General features: G+C 38.0%; 18 protein-coding genes. 6 read left to right on the top strand and 12 right to left on the bottom strand.

Translation table 11 applies throughout. From position 1 onward, the window contains the following. Entirely contained in the window at positions 1-594 is a 594-nt protein-coding gene (locus ACK8HY_RS10055; protein WP_416133551.1) for an HD domain-containing protein, read from the top strand. A gap of 264 nt (positions 595-858) precedes the next feature. Here ACK8HY_RS10055 and ACK8HY_RS10050 read toward each other — a convergent pair whose 3' ends face one another. Further along, positions 859-1,530 carry a hypothetical protein gene (locus ACK8HY_RS10050; RefSeq protein WP_416133550.1) on the bottom strand — a complete coding sequence of 224 codons (672 nt, stop codon included), beginning with the start codon at positions 1,528-1,530 and terminating at the stop codon, positions 859-861. 253 nt (positions 1,531-1,783) lie between these two features. Here ACK8HY_RS10050 and ACK8HY_RS10045 point away from each other — a divergent pair, with 253 nt between their 5' ends. Both ACK8HY_RS10045 and ACK8HY_RS10040 read left to right on the top strand, forming a co-directional pair. Beyond that, entirely contained in the window at positions 1,784-1,999 is a 216-nt protein-coding gene (locus ACK8HY_RS10045; protein ID WP_416133549.1) for a hypothetical protein, read from the top strand. A 62-nt stretch (positions 2,000-2,061) separates the two neighbouring features. Then, a complete protein-coding gene (locus ACK8HY_RS10040; protein WP_416133548.1) occupies positions 2,062-2,283 on the top strand; it encodes a methyltransferase type 11 in 222 nt (73 codons plus the stop codon). A 44-nt stretch (positions 2,284-2,327) separates the two neighbouring features. Here the strand turns inward: ACK8HY_RS10040 and ACK8HY_RS10035 are convergent, their stop codons facing one another. From ACK8HY_RS10035 to ACK8HY_RS10025, 3 genes are all read right to left on the bottom strand, one after another. Further along, complete coding sequence (locus tag ACK8HY_RS10035) at positions 2,328-3,536, bottom strand: MFS transporter (RefSeq protein ID WP_416133547.1); 1,209 nt, start codon at positions 3,534-3,536, stop codon at positions 2,328-2,330. 87 nt (positions 3,537-3,623) lie between these two features. Then, complete coding sequence (locus ACK8HY_RS10030; RefSeq protein ID WP_077438602.1) at positions 3,624-4,541, bottom strand: helix-turn-helix domain-containing protein; 918 nt, start codon at positions 4,539-4,541, stop codon at positions 3,624-3,626. Between the two features lie 134 nt (positions 4,542-4,675). Further along, a complete protein-coding gene (locus ACK8HY_RS10025; protein WP_416133546.1) occupies positions 4,676-5,842 on the bottom strand; it encodes a metallophosphoesterase in 1,167 nt (388 codons plus the stop codon). A 612-nt stretch (positions 5,843-6,454) separates the two neighbouring features. Here ACK8HY_RS10025 and ACK8HY_RS10020 point away from each other — a divergent pair. After that, positions 6,455-7,021 carry a hypothetical protein gene (locus ACK8HY_RS10020; RefSeq protein ID WP_416133545.1) on the top strand — a complete coding sequence of 189 codons (567 nt, stop codon included), beginning with the start codon at positions 6,455-6,457 and terminating at the stop codon, positions 7,019-7,021. Between the two features lie 4 nt (positions 7,022-7,025). On the opposite strand, the gene ACK8HY_RS10015 is transcribed toward ACK8HY_RS10020, so the two are convergent. The 3 genes from ACK8HY_RS10015 to ACK8HY_RS10005 all read right to left on the bottom strand — a co-directional run bounded on the left by ACK8HY_RS10015 (position 7,026) and on the right by ACK8HY_RS10005 (position 10,603). Next, the gene (locus tag ACK8HY_RS10015) at positions 7,026-7,793 is read right to left on the bottom strand and encodes a hypothetical protein (protein WP_416133544.1); all 768 of its coding nucleotides are present in this window, start codon (positions 7,791-7,793) and stop codon (positions 7,026-7,028) included. A gap of 476 nt (positions 7,794-8,269) precedes the next feature. Beyond that, entirely contained in the window at positions 8,270-9,502 is a 1,233-nt protein-coding gene (locus tag ACK8HY_RS10010; RefSeq protein ID WP_416133543.1) for a hypothetical protein, read from the bottom strand. A 198-nt stretch (positions 9,503-9,700) separates the two neighbouring features. Further along, positions 9,701-10,603 carry a DUF6528 family protein gene (locus ACK8HY_RS10005; RefSeq protein WP_416133542.1) on the bottom strand — a complete coding sequence of 301 codons (903 nt, stop codon included), beginning with the start codon at positions 10,601-10,603 and terminating at the stop codon, positions 9,701-9,703. A gap of 109 nt (positions 10,604-10,712) precedes the next feature. On the opposite strand from ACK8HY_RS10005, the gene ACK8HY_RS10000 reads away from it, so the two are divergent. Both ACK8HY_RS10000 and ACK8HY_RS09995 read left to right on the top strand, forming a co-directional pair. Further along, positions 10,713-11,321, top strand: a complete 609-nt coding sequence (locus ACK8HY_RS10000) for a hypothetical protein (RefSeq protein ID WP_416133541.1) — start codon at positions 10,713-10,715, stop codon at positions 11,319-11,321. A gap of 150 nt (positions 11,322-11,471) precedes the next feature. Then, positions 11,472-11,918, top strand: coding sequence for a nuclear transport factor 2 family protein (locus ACK8HY_RS09995; RefSeq protein WP_416133540.1), 447 nt, complete (start codon positions 11,472-11,474; stop codon positions 11,916-11,918). 222 nt (positions 11,919-12,140) lie between these two features. Here the strand turns inward: ACK8HY_RS09995 and ACK8HY_RS09990 are convergent, their stop codons facing one another. The 5 genes from ACK8HY_RS09990 to ACK8HY_RS09970 all read right to left on the bottom strand — a co-directional run bounded on the left by ACK8HY_RS09990 (position 12,141) and on the right by ACK8HY_RS09970 (position 15,828). Beyond that, complete coding sequence (locus ACK8HY_RS09990) at positions 12,141-12,902, bottom strand: hypothetical protein (RefSeq protein WP_416133539.1); 762 nt, start codon at positions 12,900-12,902, stop codon at positions 12,141-12,143. A 54-nt stretch (positions 12,903-12,956) separates the two neighbouring features. Beyond that, positions 12,957-13,472, bottom strand: coding sequence for a GNAT family N-acetyltransferase (locus ACK8HY_RS09985; protein ID WP_416133538.1), 516 nt, complete (start codon positions 13,470-13,472; stop codon positions 12,957-12,959). Positions 13,473-13,751: 279 nt separating this feature from the next. After that, complete coding sequence (locus ACK8HY_RS09980; protein ID WP_077438611.1) at positions 13,752-14,555, bottom strand: helix-turn-helix domain-containing protein; 804 nt, start codon at positions 14,553-14,555, stop codon at positions 13,752-13,754. A gap of 18 nt (positions 14,556-14,573) precedes the next feature. Beyond that, the gene (locus ACK8HY_RS09975; protein WP_077438612.1) at positions 14,574-14,975 is read right to left on the bottom strand and encodes a GlcG/HbpS family heme-binding protein; all 402 of its coding nucleotides are present in this window, start codon (positions 14,973-14,975) and stop codon (positions 14,574-14,576) included. A gap of 61 nt (positions 14,976-15,036) precedes the next feature. Beyond that, positions 15,037-15,828: an SDR family oxidoreductase gene (locus ACK8HY_RS09970; protein ID WP_077438613.1), complete on the bottom strand. Its 792-nt coding sequence runs from the start codon at positions 15,826-15,828 to the stop codon at positions 15,037-15,039. Positions 15,829-16,097 lie beyond the last annotated feature (269 nt).

The raw sequence follows: 16,097 nt of genomic DNA, 5'->3' as shown, positions 1-16,097 counted from the left end.
ATGACACCCGAAAAATTGTTGAAACAGATTGATTTTATCAAGGAGATCGACAAACTGAAATACATTCAGCGAAAGACGAAGCTTTTCCATAGTGACCGATGTGAAAATGATGCTGAACATAGCTGGCATTTGGCATTAATGGCTATTGTCTTATTTGAACATGCTGACGAATCGGTAGATTTATTAAAAGTTATTAAAATGGTTTTGATTCATGATATTGTTGAAATCGATGCTGGCGATACCTTTATCTATGATACCCAAAAAGCACACTGTAATACCGAGGCGGAACGTTTGGCTGCCAATAGAATATTCGGGCTTTTACCGGAACCTCAGGCAGAAGAACTGATAGCTATCTGGGAGGAGTTTGAAGCCGGAGAGACCCGCGAAGCGCAGTTTGCCCGTGCAATGGACCGGTTAGAACCCCTGTTACAGAATAGTTCCAACAATGGCGGCACCTGGAATGAACCTGGCGTAAATTATAGTAAGGTATACGCAAAAAAAAGTGTGATCAGGGATGGCTCGTCGGTATTATGGGAATATGCCGAAAGCTTGATTGATGAAGGCGTGAGGAAAGGGATCTTGAAGAAAAGTTGATCTGTATACCCAAATTTGTTTATACCCTAGCTAGCCAATACATGCACATCTCCATAAGAAGCAAGTCTCTCCCGAAGTTTTGCTTGTTTTTTCCTATTCAGACGAATATTAAATCAACATGGACGAATTGTAAATGTGAGATTATGGTCAGGAGTATTTTATATACATTTATTTTGAAATTATACTCACTGAGCAGTTTTCTTAAGAAGCCATTTAAATCAATATACTAACTAAGCCACATTTTTCTTATGTGGCTTTTTTTATTTATACAGTTTTTTTTGATTCGTTATCAGCGGGTGAATTCCAATATTTAGGATTGGAAAGTATGAAACCAATAATGTCGCCAATGACTTTCATAGGCAAGATATAACCCCAGATCATCATAAACATTGGAATATAAAGTTTAAAAAAGGGAACTGCGACCAACTCACTTGGACTGGCATTCGAATAAGTCAAACGTGCTTTGTTATTTTTATAGTAGAAAATTGCATTCGACAACGCCCAAATTGCCGGGTAGAAATCTGAGGATTGAAACACGAAGCTGTTGCGATGGACGTTCCAGTTGACCGTAAGGACAATTACGGCTAAAAATACCGTGAAAAAGCAAAGAAGAATAAAGAAGATTGTTGTATAAACCCAATTGCCAGTCTCGTCCTTTTCAATATAGTTTCCAAATGATTTTCTGTTTTTATCTGATTTTTTTCGCTTACGATTCAGTCTTACTTTTTTTACCGCATAGTTGATCGGTGTATTTTTGAGGAGTAGATAATGTGCAACAGCATATGCAAATGTCTGAATTGACTGGGCGACAATGATGTTATAGTTATAGATTGCGTCGTTACCATATAAATAGACAATCAGTAGATTAAGCAATAAGGCACTCCAGAATAGTGGGTCTCTCAAAAGGTTTTCCAGAACTAATTTTTTATTGGTCACGACTAATTCTAATTTAGATTCTGATTTTAATTTATTCTATCCCAATGAAATGACGAGATATTTTTCTTCGGACTTTATAAGGCACTTATCAGATTCTATTCCGAACGAATGTTGTCAAATATATAAATACTTGAGGTGTATTAAAAGAGAAAAAAGGATTGTTTACCGACATAAATCCGCTTTTTACCGAAAATATATGGAATAAAATATCCTTATTTGGGAAATTGGGGCATAATAATTTAACGGTTATAATATGGTACATTTCTTTAATGCGTTGATCATCTTATTGTTTTTTATGGTTCTGACCCTTTTTTCCAATAGTGAGGCGAGGAAACATGACGAAGTTTTTGCCGATGCTTTACAGCGCTCTCATACCGATTCATTGAGTATATCAGACAAGGAAGAACCGGTTGCCTCGCCACATTTTATAGTCCATAGCAGTAGCTGCGGTTTATGTACACAACACTAGAGGAGAATGCTTCGGGTAAAGAAGTGAAGTAAAGTCTATAAATTTAAGTGATATCTAATCCAATGAAACGAGTTGTAATATTTAAAACAAATGTCAATAAATATAGAGAGGCACAACAGATCGTTATGACCCTGCTGCAATTGTTCTCCTCTTATAAAGTTAACTTTGATCTTGACGACGAAGAGCGGATTTTAAGGATAGAATCTACTCAAACGGATATTGAAACAAAGGGTATTATCAAGCAGATGCTTGACTGGGGCTATCAATGTGAACATATAAAATAACGATGAGATTCGGACACAGTGGCTTTTTCGAGCTCCCTGGCCAACTAACTATGCTGTCCGCTATTATTTTTTTGTAGTTTCCACATATATAAGATGATCAAGGTCAGCAATATAGAAAAAATAAAGTAGCGCCAGGCTAATCCGTTTTGTGCGGTCACTTTGCCACTAATGGACACCATAAAATTGGAAAGGGATGTCACGATATAGACCATTCCGCCCATTAACCCACCGGCGGTTCCCGCATGTTTTGGAAAAAATAACATGCTATTGGTAAAAAAGCTTGTAAATAAAACCCCTGAAATCGTATGGATAAAAAATGCAAAGCCGACCATTATATACAGATTCTGCCAGTACATGCCGATAAGTATTAAAACAACGATAAGGGCTGCCTGGAATAAAGCAGGAGCGACGACCCGGGGCACGAAGTCAAGATGCATGCGCTTTTTGGTAATAAACCCGCCGATCATCCATGAAAATCCCAATATCAATGTACAATAACCAATTGTGACCGATGAAAAGTGAAATGTATTTTCAATAATAAATGGCCCTGTCATATTGAAGAGCATTACAATGGAGTAACTAAGACCTAGTACCAGAATGCCCAATATAAAAAGCTTATTTTGCAACATCATTTTATACAGATTGAGATTGTCCTTTAGATCAATCTTTTTCTTTTCGGCAATACTTTCTCCACTGTACAACAGTTCAAACAACAATAACAAACCAGCGTAGAACGCAAGGAAATAAAAATTGGCCTGCCAACTGAATAATTTCTCCAGATAACCTCCTAAAAATGGTGCAAGTATCGGACCACATGACCAAACGATGGTAAAATAGCTTAAGTAATTTTTTAACCGATCGCCTGCATATAGGTCGACGAAAAGGGCGCGAGTAGCTACCACCAAAATGGATATAGCTATACCTTGCACTATTCTCAACAAACAAATAAACAGGATACTCTGTGTTTGGGTTATTATTAAGCTGCTAAGTATCAAAAGAGTTAATGCCAGGAGCTTAGGTCGATATCGACCTATACTGTCCAGAATATTTCCTACAAATAACTGGGAAATGCCATAGCTCAATAGGTAACTGGTCAATGTTAATTGAATATCTCGTTCCTGAACAAGTAGACTCTTGGCCATCGCTGGAAACGAAGGCAGATAGATATCGGTTACAAATCCTGAAAGTGGCATGGATACAAAGGCCATGACTGTTACTAACCTGACGCGTTGCGCAGAAGCTTCCTTTAACATTTTTACTCTTTTTTGTTAAACAAAACTAGCGACTTTTTAATCAATAGCTATATTGCCTAACAAAGTAAAAATTACGAAAATCAAATATTATTTATGTCTTTGTCTAAACTTGAGCGGAGAGGTCTCTGCATATTTCTTAAAGAAATTATTAAAATGGGTTGGTTCTTCAAAGCCAAGTGTATAACCGATCTCAGCGACATTCCAGTCCGTATAGATCAATAAATTCTTGGCCTCTTCATAGATTTTTTGTTTGATGATCTGTGTTGTTGTCTGATTTGTAACCGATTTGACGGAAGCATTGAGATGATTGACATGTACATTTAACTTTGCTGCGAAATCGGCTGCGGTATGTAATGCAAGTGGGTAGGCGGGGGAATCCAGGGGAAACTGTTTGTGAAGTAATTCATCAAACAGACGGTACATCCGCACACTGCCCGATTGATCTTGTAACTCAACATCTTCCACTCTCCATTCCAGGGCTAGATGAAGTATTGCTGCCAGATTGCTTTTGATCGCGCTGCAACGGAGCGGATAACTGGAATTATTCAACCGGTACATATTGTCAAAAATTGTTGTAATTAAATTCAGCTGTGCTTCGTCTAAAAAAATAATGGGTTTGCTCCACTCTTTGAATAGTGAGGTCTTTTTAAATGGTTCGAATGTCTGACTTCCTGAAAAAAATTCTTGATTGAAAAGGCAAAAGTATCCTTCTTGTTGATTTGTATCGCATACCCAGGTATAGGGAATATTTAGTGCGGGTAAAAATAGGGCAGGTCGGTCGATATATAGTTCATGCTGCCCATATTTGAACCACCCTTTTCCTAAGATGAGACTGATTTTGTAAAAATCGCGCCTATTGTACGGAGTTTTAAAATCGCAATATTTGCGTGGCGAGATATTGAAATGTGATTTTCCGAGCTCGACATCAAGTATATCTCCATTGTTGGTATGTAGATGACTTAATCTTTTATAGTAATCCTGTAAGGTTTCCAGTGTTTCACTCATGATTATGCAAAGTTACAAAAATCAAATGTAATATGCACTTTCTTTGATAAGTCGCCCCTATGTGAAATTGCATTCCATAAAATAGCCATAATCCAAATGAATTATGGCTATTTTAACCCCCAGGTTAATCAGTATTAATTTAGCGGTTTGATCAGGACCTGATCTACTATTTTTCCTTGCTGATCAAGTACTTTAAATACTCCTTTTTCATTGTTTAGATCCACCCGAAGTACATTATTGTTGGAGTTGACAATAATTGGGAAATGGATAGCATTTGTTGCATTTTGGATTATATGTTTATGCAGATGGCCCGATAACATGATTTGTGTTCCTGCTTTATTCAAAATGGGAACAAATTTTTCAAGGATTTCCTGTTCGCCATGCCAGCCACCGAAAGGGGGCATATGACAGATCACTACTTTGTACTTGGCATCTTTGAAAGACGGATCTTCAACTGCACGGGCGAGCCATGCCGCCTGTTCGGATCTATAATTGTCCATCTCCACGATACCACTGTATTCTATATCGGTATCGGGTTTATCTTCGCCGCAGTCCAGCACGATAAAGCCGGTGTTACCATGTCGGAATTGATAATATAGTTTACCGGTTGGGGTAGGGAAATATTTGGGGTATTCAATCGCAAAAGGTCCACGGGTTTCGTGGTTGCCGCGTGAGTAGAACATCGGTTTTTCACTTGCAAATCTTTTGATGGCGGTGTCCATAAATCCCTCGTACATTTGTTTTTCGCTCAATAGATTATTTACCATATCACCATTGAAAATTACAAAATCGCTGGTCTTTAAATCACCGATATCCAGTAGCTTATCCAGTATCTCATTACGCTCATGGATATCGTTGACAACGGTGAAATGCGTTGACGCAGCATTGCCCAGCGTTTGAAAAGACAAAGGCGCTTGGCGGTAGACATTGCTTGCGGCCACTTTTCCATATTGTACATTGACTCCCTCATGTTTTAACACCTGCTGACTATACACACGGTAACGATACCTTGTCCCCGGTTTCAGATTGTTCAACCTTACCTGATGCAAGGTACCCACTTTTTTGAAACCGTAGGCCGAAGCAAAGTACTTGGTTCTTTCTTTGAAATAAAAGTGACTTGAATCATCCGGTGCTAATTCCACCCATCCCGTTGCTGGCTTGTCTGTTGTCCAGATGATGGAAACCTCCTGTTCGGTCAACCCTTGTATAAAAGGAAAGTGGGTTATTTTGATATCCTCCTGTCCGATCGCAAAGAAGCTGTTGAACAGAAATAGTGTGAGGAGTAGATGCCATCGTTTCATATGAATATCTTAAGGTTTAAGTGGATAAATTATTCTATTTTAAATCATCACGTAAAATAGATAAAAATCAGGAAAAAGCTTGGGATCTTTTCGCAACAATTATGTTCCAAACGGAGAGAAACTCTTTAGAAGTCTTTTAAATAGATAAGCTGCAGCTTAACAATCAAATATTTAAGACGACAACTGTTTGTAGTACATATTGTTATCTTCCAGAAGGAGAATAAAATCCAAATATGCCTTTTTAAAAAAAGAGACTATTCCCAGTAAATTATCTAAAAACTTGCCTTATGCAAAGCGAAAATGAAATATGTATTGATAAATTCGTAAGACGCTAAGGGCTTGCTACCGACCATCGAATGCTATGCGGTGTGTACCGATGGATGGAGACAGTTCATTGCGAGTCTAAAACTATATTTAGAAACGGGTAAGGGCACCCCATTTCATTCAGCAGATTGAGCGCATACAAATACTTTTTTGTAATTTAACTTCATCTATTACATTGCAATCCATCGGGGTGACTTCTAAATTTTGTGCGGGCATTGATTCTTTGTTCATCGCGACGGATTGAATTTATAAACGGGTTGAATTTATAATAAGAGGGAGCTTATTAAAATGAAAATAAGGGTGTTTAAATCTGCTGGAATTTTTATTGTCACCATCTTTGTTTGCCTGCAGGGCTGTATAAATGATGATGGCACGGGTAAAGGTGGGTACTACAATAATACTATTGCTGGTTCTGCTCAGTTCGACTCGCTTGTACACTATTCAAAATCGATTGATCTTTACCAAATTGGAGCATTGCAAGACCAGAAAACTAAATCCCAACAGGATGAGTTTTTGTTGTCTGTGCTAGGGGATAATCAGGTTGACACGGTTATTCTCAACAGGTTGGAAGAAGTTGGTTATGTGAAAACGCTGATTGATAGATCTCATTATGAAGTTATAGATTCATTATTTTTTCGCAAGACTAGACAAGAGGATATAGATAGTTCATGTATACATGAATTTCGAGATGTTCTGGTTTTTTATAGGAATAAAAAATGTGTTGGGCTAGCTAAGATTTGTTTTGATTGCAAAGCGATCGTTCCTTGGGTGGAAGGAACCCCGTTTAATGGTTTTGGTGATTGGTCTGATTATGACAAATTACATTCCGTATTACGATTGGAAGCGATGCCCTAGCGTATTAAGATCTAGACAGTAAGATGTCTTCCAGATCAGCTAGATTCGCAATGCCTTTTTTTACAATGATTTCTTTTCCAAACTGTGGTTGATAATAAGATAAAATACCCCCTTTATTTTCTTTTATTTTTACTGTTCCTTCCTGATAATATTCGCCCTTAATCCTTGCCCATACTTCCATAATAGTTTGATGACAAAAACGCACATCTTTATTGAGCTCTTGATGTGATTTAGGGTTTATTTTTATATAAAATCTTCCATCGTTGATCTTGAGTTCTGCTGTAAAATCAGTTTGCAATTTGAGAAATGGGTGACCGTCTGACAATGGTTTCCCCTGTAAGCTCTGTTCAGCTTTTTCCCACCAGAAACCTTTGGCAATGACTTCTACAAATTCGTCATGAAAGGAAAAATAATAATGGCTATAGTCTGTCAGCATTTCTTCCACTGAATTGCCCCAGTCATACGACTGACCATAGTGCTTTTTTTCATAATGATATCTTTCCATCAGCCATTTGGAGTTTTCAACCCTATAAACCCAGGTACCGGGCTCAAAGTCTTCCCAGTTTTTTCTGGGGTCATGATATGGAGGAATTTCCCCACGGCAGATTTTGATTCCATCCATCTTTTGTATGGTGATTCTACCAAACTGTTCATCCTCCGTTTCAAAGCAGATAGAAGTTCCATTTTCATCGTATAAAACAGTGGGACTCAGTACCAGATCCGCGGTGATGGGTACTTTAATTACTTGGATATAGGAGATATGCTCAGCCATAAATATTTTTTTCAGATTTCTAAAAAGATTTTCAATGTTTACCTCCCTATTTCCTGCATTCACCGAGTTTTTAGAGCTGTTGACCTAAAGTCCATCGGCCAGAGAGCTTTTTTGTTATAATTTTGATTCAACAGATTAGAAGAACGAACCGTCGTTAGTATAGATATAGATAACGGTACTGGAGATAACTTCATCGCAAATAAAGGAAAATTATTTAGATGTGAAGTGAATCTCACAAGATTAATATGAAAAATTGACCAGGATTTAATTTACGGTTTTACCAAGACAGATCTCGTGTCCTTAGTCGATAACGGCAAAATTGGAAAGTGTCCAGATCTGTAAATGCATGCAAATAAGACAAAAAGTTAAAAACTAGTGGTGAGTCAAGTTAGCTCATAGCCTGACTACTAGTGAATCATAAGTTTATAAGTTTAGTTTAGAAGCCACGTCGTGAGATGTGGCTTTTTTGTAGGTTTTTAATCGACAACCTGGATAGGTTCTTTTTTTACAATTTTATCATTCGAATTTTTGAATTCGAGCATATACTTTCCCGGTCTTAAATAAAGTTGTTCCGCTGGTTTTTTTATAAAAATCTGATCGGCTGGTATGCGGTGCCCCGTTTTTTCGTTTGCATAGAAGGCCTGTACAAAAAGTCCTTGCTCTTTTTTTCTGGTCCGCAATGTGACAGCTTTTCGCAGTCCGCCGACCGTTAAATAAGTTGGTCGTTTATCCGGCACCAAATAGCGAGGGTAAAATATAGAAATATCAACAAATTTATCATGCCATGCGGTATCATTTTTCAAGGCAACAACGGGATCATTGAACGAACCAAATTTATGTACTGTCCGAAATTCAGCAGTTTCTAGCTCAGGATGATATTGTTCGATATGTTTGCTTTGTGAGATCGTTAAAGGATCAATATTGGTCATTTCTCTAAAAAAATGTGCCATTTTTTTCCATTTGTTCTGAGTCTCTTCCTGTATGTGATCATAGCCCGCGTAAACAAGTATTTTAGCGTCAGGATCGTTTTTTAGAACGCTGGCTAAGTTGGCCGCTTGCAACGAATCCCGCATTCGCGGAGTTGCCGTATTTTCGTCGGCTTCATATTTTATTAATACAAAGTGCTGCTGTAGTGCTTCACGGATCATTTCTGCAAACAGTGGCTCGCGACTATAGAACCCTGTTGTGTCCGTTACCTGTTGAGTTGTATTTATGCTATCATCCAATAGTGTTTCAATAGCGAGATATTTAAAGCCTAGTTGACGATATCCCTTTAATAATTGTAAGACAAAAGCGCGGTGATATGGAATATTGTGCGCTTCATTGATCATGACAACCTGCTCTCTTTTTGATCGTTGCAAAATGTAGTTTTTGGCGTCAACAAATTGATGCTGTTTGTAAAAAATAGTATCATAGGTGATCTTATATTCGGAGATCCATTGGGCATATTGTTGATCCCAATAGAACCGTGATCTTTCATAATCTCCGAGAGCAGCATGGTGTGAGGACAATAGCTGATAGAAAAGAGGCTTGGCCCTATCTTCCATACTGTCCACGGCAAGTTTATTGAGTTCCTGTACGACAAACTGGTAGTTCTCGGGATGATTATTGGCGATCTGATCATGTAATGCAAATAATTTATTTATTGTGAGCTGTCCATAGCTCCACTGACCAGTTATAATGAATAATAAAACCAGATAAATTTTCATAACTAATGTTTTAGTTTTATATAACTAAGATATTAGTTATAAACTGGATTTCAAAACCATGCTGCTATTTTACCTATTCAACTCAAGACAAACCCATGAATTCTTTTAGCAAAAAAGGACGCCGAGAATTAGTTTTTGAAAAGAAGTCTGTAGGGGGGCGGTTGTCATTCTTATTTATTGAACAAAAGCTCAGTGCCCTTAATAGCAAACGCGTACTTTATAAAGCTTCAATGTCGGTATATGTACTTTTTGATTCGGACTGGTTGCATATATATTAAATGTCCACCAGCTTTCTTCCGCTTTGGTGTATACGAGACGGTTTGTTTTTGCATTCCAGTTGACAGATTTTATATGATGTGTATCGGCCAAAGGAATGAATGGATCAAATTTCCGTTCATTTATGGAAAAAATAGCCACAGCATCTGTAGAGGAAACCAGAAGACGATCGTCGTCTATTAAGGAAAGATCGTGTCCGCCCAGTCCAGGGATTTTTATTGTATGGACAAGAGTTAAACTGTTTTTAGCCTCCGTCAATGTATACGTTCGCAGATCGTCATAACCAAGCACAAATAATTGCTTTAATTTGTTGTTCCAGACTACGCCATGCCCCGAATAGAGGCTGTCTTTGTAGATTGGTTTTTCCGGCTGCTCCAATCGATAAAGCTCCAAGGAGTTTCCTTTGGGATGAGTTGAGTTTGCCACAGCCACAAGATTGCCCGGCAATAGGTCTGCTGAATGAGCCATAGGTGTCTTCGCATAGAACTCAATTTTCTTATCGGCGATATTTAATAAGCAGGTTGCTCCAGTGGATGATGTAATCAGGATCTTTTTATTCGCAAACACTGGTTTGCATTCATCTATTGACTTAAAATAGTTGCCATATTCCTCCGGTATCTGATCCGCGCTCTCCTTGAACTGCCATTTCCAGATCACTGCTGAACTATCTGAGCGGATTGACGGATTAATAATAATCACCTTGTCATCGCCGCAGGCGATCCAGTATCCTTTGGGAATCTGGGGCAATTGTTGGCCATTGGTCAGTCTAGGTAAGATTATGATCGCCCATAACAGGAAGGTATAAAGTGTTTTAACCGCTTTCATTTTTCGCTCAGTTTTAAATTCGTATTTAAAGTTAACCACATAAGTTGTTTGAAAACGAATATGATCATAAAAATAGTTAGCTTTATTTATAATCATTGAGATGCTAAATATGAAAGAGACTTATTTTTTGTGTCTGAAGCCATATACAAGTGATATTTTGTTAATGGAATCTTGTTGGAACGAAATTATTGCATCATATTCTGATCAGCGAAGGAGCTATCATACGTTAATACATCTACAGCATTTTAGTGATCAGTTGAATCTTTGCAAAGATCAATTGTCAGATTATCCCACAGCATATTTGGCAATGATCTATCATGACATCGTCTATTTTACGATGGATGGTACGAATGAAGAAAAGAGCGCAATCGTAGCTGCAGGCCATCTAAATAGATTGCATTATCCGGCAGATTTGATTAGCTTGTGCAGCGAGATGATATTAGCCACAAAGACTCATGCCGGCAATAGTTCTTCTGATATAAATTACTTTATAGATGCTGATATGTCAATATTGGGGGCTGATAAGGGATCTTATGCAAAATATGCCGCTGGCATTCGTAAAGAATATGGAGATTCCATTTATTTTGATCGTGGACGGAAACAGATTCTGCAACATTTTCTCAATATGGAAAGGATCTTTAAAACGGATTTATTTTTTGATAAATATGAACATCAAGCACGTAAAAATATTCAAGGGGAGATTGACAACTTAAGCTGAATCACCTATCTCTACGTTATTCACCTTCCCATTTTTGCCACTCACCGAGTTTTCCAGTTCATTTGTCTAAAGTCCGTAGGCTAGAGAAGTATTGTGTCGTAGTTTTGAATCAACAAATAAAAATAGATAAACAGATCCAATAAACACAATATGAAAACGCTAGTAAAAACATTCGCCACAATCGCCTTAATCGCGGTAACTACTTTGATTATGGCAACTGAAAAAATAACCAGCAAATCAGAAAAAGCTTTAGTAAACCTTTCTACGCCAGAATTTGCACTTGATCATTATGTGGCAGTGACTACAAAGGGCGAATCAGCAGGAATAGAGCAATTATTTACCGACGATTTTAATCAGAAGATTCAATCTAAAACTGCACTAACAAATAGCCGTAGTGAGGTAATCAAATTCTTCAACAAACAAAGAGGAGAGAAGTTGAACTGTAATGTGAGCGCGCAAATCATTGAAAAGTCAGCAGATTACATGGTTGCAAAAGTAACCATGAAATTTGAGAATTTCACCATGACTGACCTCGTAACTTTGGTCCGTGAGGGTGATAGCTGGAAAGTGGCCAAATCTATTAATTCGTATAAATAAGCAGGTTGTTTAAAATAATATATGTTGGAAAGCCATATCGCGAGATCTGGCTTTTTATGTTTAAGATAGTTCTCTTTTTTCCACGAACTAGTGTTTTTTTACAATAATTGAATTGCTCTATGCGTTTTCTAATGTTTGGGTGATCAACAGCAGTTTCTATTAAAAGGATATTGATCTGGTAATATCGCTTGTTAATGGCTGCTAAGTTAGCAAACAGTCTTTTTAATCTGCTATTAATGTGCCGCGTTGGCTCAAAATCTTTCGCTTATCTTTTTCCACATCCAGGGTGATAGCAGCGGCATTTTTTTCGGCAAGAATATTCCGGTATACTTTGTAGTTATAATTCCTGTTTGTAAAGGTAATGACATGGTTACCGCCACTTCCATTAAAATCCAGTTCGCCATTATTCAGGATGATATCAGGTTGCGCGTTTTCTTTGCTCCCGATTTTCCATGAAGCATATCTGTATTTACCGTTGGTAAGTTCATCTATTCTGATGCGGTACTTTTTAGTTCGTATCGTATATACCGGATTTTTAAATTCCTTTAAAGAATGGTGGATATGATCCTTCTGTTGTTGGATCAATGTTTGTTTTAATTGCTTTTCAACAGGACTCTGATAGTTTATAGCCGTTATTTCTCCTAAATCGCTATCGATCCATACAGTACCATGATCAAGCATGATACCCCGCCATCCAACTTCAGTCCATTGCTCGGTTGTTGAACCGGCGATCAGATCAATAAGTGTTTGATCAAAAATCTCATGAGACCGTTGTTCAAATTCCCTTGGGTTTTTGATGTCCGGAATAGGATTTTCCCGCTTCAATGGGTATTTTATGATCGTTGAAATATCATCAAAGTTCTTTTGCTTAAATAGCGAGATAATATGGCTGATCCTGGCTTTTTTTGACACGTTAATTTCAGTGTGCTGTGCGTAGCCAATGCTATAAGTCAGTAGCAATATAATTAAAAAGCTGAATTTCATCCTTTGTTTCCCGTATGTAATGACGTTATGAATTTACTGAATTATAGTAGTTGATCAAAAAGCATTTTCCGGCTCCGTTTTATTTATTCCATAAACAGCAATATCCAAATTATCCCGATCGATTTTATCTGGTACCAGTTTAAAACCCACTCGTTCCAGAAGTCTCCGGGATGCTGTATTTTCGCGATGTGTATGTGCTTCAATAATTTCAAAGCCTGCTTTATTAAAAGCGTAATCTAGCATGGCTTTTACAGCTTCGCTCATCAATCCTTTACCCTGAAAGTCAGGCAGCAGCTCATAGCCTATTTCTGCATAATTTATACTTCGGTCGATATTCCATAAGGTGATCGTTCCAATAAATTCATTCCGCTCAAGGGTACGGATCGTGAAGTAAAAATTATTTTTTATGACGAGCGCTATAAACTGTCTGATGTCGTCGAGATTTTTATTGACATCTCTCTGAATATACTTAGCAACTTGCGGATTGGTTCTGAGATGATATAGATCTTGAAGGTCGGATAGTTCGATGGGCTTCAGTAATAGTCTGTCAGTTAATATCTTAGTTTCCATGTCAAGTCGGTTTATAACGAATAAAGTTAGTATAAATAGTATGACAAATGCTAATCCAAATTAATTTTATTCCAGGGAGTCTGCTACGGATAGTCAACAATCATATCTGAACTGTTGATAAAATTGCAGTAAGAGAAGTTACTCGGATCGGAAGAGCCTTCATGTTCTTATAAGCGCCAACAGCCATGAAAGTCAACTGAAGGTTCTTTCTGACCAATAGAAAACAGACACTTTCAGAAAAAACATAGGCCTATGAGATACTATAAGCCAAAAAGAATACTAGATTTCTGAAGTTGTCAAGCCATATTTTTCTTTGAATGACGAATAGAAATGGCTGAGGTTTTCAAAACCGATGTCCAAATAGAAGCTTGTTGGTTTTTGTTGTTTGTATTTGATCAGATAATAAGCTTCTTCCAAACGTCTATTCTTGAGCCATAATTTCGGACTGCAGTGAAAAAGTTCGGCAAAATCACGCTTGAATGCCGATATACTGCGTCCAGTAAGTTTTGCAAATGATTCTATTGGAACATTGAACATATAATTGTTATTCATAAATTCTTCCAGATCAATTTTATATGCTTCAGTGAAATCAAATAGGATATATTTTAAGTCAGGGTTACTATCAAGTAGGAGCTCGATGGCCTCCCTGACTTTGATATCCGCAAGCCTCGGCGTAGCTTGCTTTGTTTTATTTATATATGGAGCAAGCGAAATAAAATAACTGGAGAGGAACTCATTGGGCTCAAAGAATAATTTTTGTTTTCCTCCATATGGACTTTCTATGACAATTTTATTCTCAAAAGCGTAGCGCCTTAAGCATTCTTTGTCCAATGTTATTGCAATGAAATTATACTTTCCTGATTTTGAGGGGTATTTTATTGTGCGGACAAGCTGATTTTTCCTGACCAGTACAACCATGTTTTCACGGATAATAGTAAATCCCTGCTCATGAAAAGCATGTGTTTCACCTGCAAGTTGAAAGCCCAAGAAATGATCCGGATAGAATTCCTCGGATCCTCTATGTTTTTCAAACGCACAGGAATATACCAATCTATCGAATATTATTTCGCGGGTTGCAGCCATGATACAAATATCATTAAATTAAAGAATTATCTGACTACCGGCGCTTGCAATTTCCTTATCCTGTTCGGGAGTTCCGCCGGAGCAGCCGATAGCTCCAATAGGATTACCTTCTGCATCTCTTATGACTATTCCACCGGGTATCGTCAACAAGCCCTCGTTGGAGTTGATCATTCCATAGAAGTGTATTTCCGCTCCTGCAATAATACTGCCCATTACGTCGCTGTCTACGCCAAACATGATTGCAGTCTTAGCCTTTTTTAGTGCGAAATCGATTACACCAAAGACACTGTCTAGCCTTGCGAGGGCCATGAGATGTCCGCCCTTATCTACAATTGCTATGCTAACCGGAATCCCTATTTCGTTTGCTTTTGCAATAGATGCATTCAATATTTGGGTTGCCTGACTATAGATTATATTCATATTCTGTCTTTTTTGAGAAGAGCACAGCAGCTAGCTGTGCTCATGGAGTATTGTTGATTAATTAACTTTTTGCTGCCCATGCTTCCATCTGAAGCTGTTTTACAAAATCTTCGGTTTCCTTCGGATAAACATTTCTAAAATTGGAATTCTCGTCCAGTGCCACATTTACGATACAGTCGGCCATCCCTTGTGGATCCAACTGATTACTCAACGAATCCGCAATACCATCAAATACGGAGGCTGGTGTAAAATTGATCTCGGGATCGTACCAGCGGAATATACTTTCTACGCCACGATCATTGAATCCTGTGTCAAATATGCCGGGGTTACATGTTGCGATCTTGATGTCAAAGTCCGCCAGCTCGGTTTTCAATCCTTCTGCAATTGATTCCATCGCATGTTTTGATGCACAATAAGCCGCAACATAGGGCACCGTCCAAAGACCGCCCATAGAGGTGGTGAATACGATCTTGCCGGGTTTTTTCTGTTCAATAAATTTTTTGATAAATCCCTGTGCAAGTGTAAGACCCCCGAATACATTGACATCAAACATACTGCGGATCAGATCTATGGGCTGTTCAGCGATAGGGCCACCCTCCATGATACCAGCATTGCTGATGAGAATGTCTATATCATATTTTTTGTGAATATAGGCTAGATCCCGCGAGTTGGTCACATCCAATTTATCAACGATAAGCTGGATTCCTCTTTCATTGGCCTCGCGTATCAAGTCGCTAACCTGGGGATAAACTTGTGCCGTGGCAATTACTTCGTAGCCTTTGCTTGCCAGGTCAAAAGCGGTAATTTTTCCAAAACCGCTCGCGGCTCCTGTAATTAAAATTGTTTTGCTCATTTTTTTATCTAAATGGTTTAGTCTAAAATTACAGGAGTTTACAGCTCGTAAGTATTTCTGTACGGTTCAATTTTATATTGCCCAATGGCCCATCAATGAGATTAACTATCTTTCATTTCCTTGATTCTTCATATTTGTCCTGATTTAATTTCCCAGTTTCCACTATTTACCGAGTTTTCAGAAACGGAAGCTGTTAATGTGTTCGTTTAAGGCTACTTCACGAGACCTGGCTTTTTCTGTTTATTAAGGGAACAAGTTGAATATTTCTT

Source organism: Sphingobacterium sp. NGMCC 1.201703, assembly GCF_047784615.1.
Taxonomy (GTDB): Bacteria; Bacteroidota; Bacteroidia; order Sphingobacteriales; family Sphingobacteriaceae; genus Sphingobacterium.
This window is presented reverse-complemented; position numbering and strand designations above follow the sequence as displayed.

What these genes read in the sequence shown, in the direction of transcription:
- ACK8HY_RS10055 (WP_416133551.1), top strand. Translation starts at nt 1, where the DNA reads ATGACACCCGAAAAATTGTTGAAACAGATTGATTTTATCAAGGAGATC.
- ACK8HY_RS10045 (WP_416133549.1), top strand. Translation starts at nt 1,784, where the DNA reads ATGGTACATTTCTTTAATGCGTTGATCATCTTATTGTTTTTTATGGTT.
- ACK8HY_RS10040 (WP_416133548.1), top strand. Translation starts at nt 2,062, where the DNA reads ATGAAACGAGTTGTAATATTTAAAACAAATGTCAATAAATATAGAGAG.
- ACK8HY_RS10035 (WP_416133547.1), bottom strand. Translation starts at nt 3,536, where the DNA reads ATGTTAAAGGAAGCTTCTGCGCAACGCGTCAGGTTAGTAACAGTCATG.
- ACK8HY_RS10030 (WP_077438602.1), bottom strand. Translation starts at nt 4,541, where the DNA reads ATGAGTGAAACACTGGAAACCTTACAGGATTACTATAAAAGATTAAGT.
- ACK8HY_RS10025 (WP_416133546.1), bottom strand. Translation starts at nt 5,842, where the DNA reads ATGAAACGATGGCATCTACTCCTCACACTATTTCTGTTCAACAGCTTC.
- ACK8HY_RS10020 (WP_416133545.1), top strand. Translation starts at nt 6,455, where the DNA reads ATGAAAATAAGGGTGTTTAAATCTGCTGGAATTTTTATTGTCACCATC.
- ACK8HY_RS10015 (WP_416133544.1), bottom strand. Translation starts at nt 7,793, where the DNA reads ATGGCTGAGCATATCTCCTATATCCAAGTAATTAAAGTACCCATCACC.
- ACK8HY_RS10010 (WP_416133543.1), bottom strand. Translation starts at nt 9,502, where the DNA reads ATGAAAATTTATCTGGTTTTATTATTCATTATAACTGGTCAGTGGAGC.
- ACK8HY_RS10005 (WP_416133542.1), bottom strand. Translation starts at nt 10,603, where the DNA reads ATGAAAGCGGTTAAAACACTTTATACCTTCCTGTTATGGGCGATCATA.
- ACK8HY_RS10000 (WP_416133541.1), top strand. Translation starts at nt 10,713, where the DNA reads ATGAAAGAGACTTATTTTTTGTGTCTGAAGCCATATACAAGTGATATT.
- ACK8HY_RS09995 (WP_416133540.1), top strand. Translation starts at nt 11,472, where the DNA reads ATGAAAACGCTAGTAAAAACATTCGCCACAATCGCCTTAATCGCGGTA.
- ACK8HY_RS09990 (WP_416133539.1), bottom strand. Translation starts at nt 12,902, where the DNA reads ATGAAATTCAGCTTTTTAATTATATTGCTACTGACTTATAGCATTGGC.
- ACK8HY_RS09985 (WP_416133538.1), bottom strand. Translation starts at nt 13,472, where the DNA reads ATGGAAACTAAGATATTAACTGACAGACTATTACTGAAGCCCATCGAA.
- ACK8HY_RS09980 (WP_077438611.1), bottom strand. Translation starts at nt 14,555, where the DNA reads ATGGCTGCAACCCGCGAAATAATATTCGATAGATTGGTATATTCCTGT.
- ACK8HY_RS09975 (WP_077438612.1), bottom strand. Translation starts at nt 14,975, where the DNA reads ATGAATATAATCTATAGTCAGGCAACCCAAATATTGAATGCATCTATT.
- ACK8HY_RS09970 (WP_077438613.1), bottom strand. Translation starts at nt 15,828, where the DNA reads ATGAGCAAAACAATTTTAATTACAGGAGCCGCGAGCGGTTTTGGAAAA.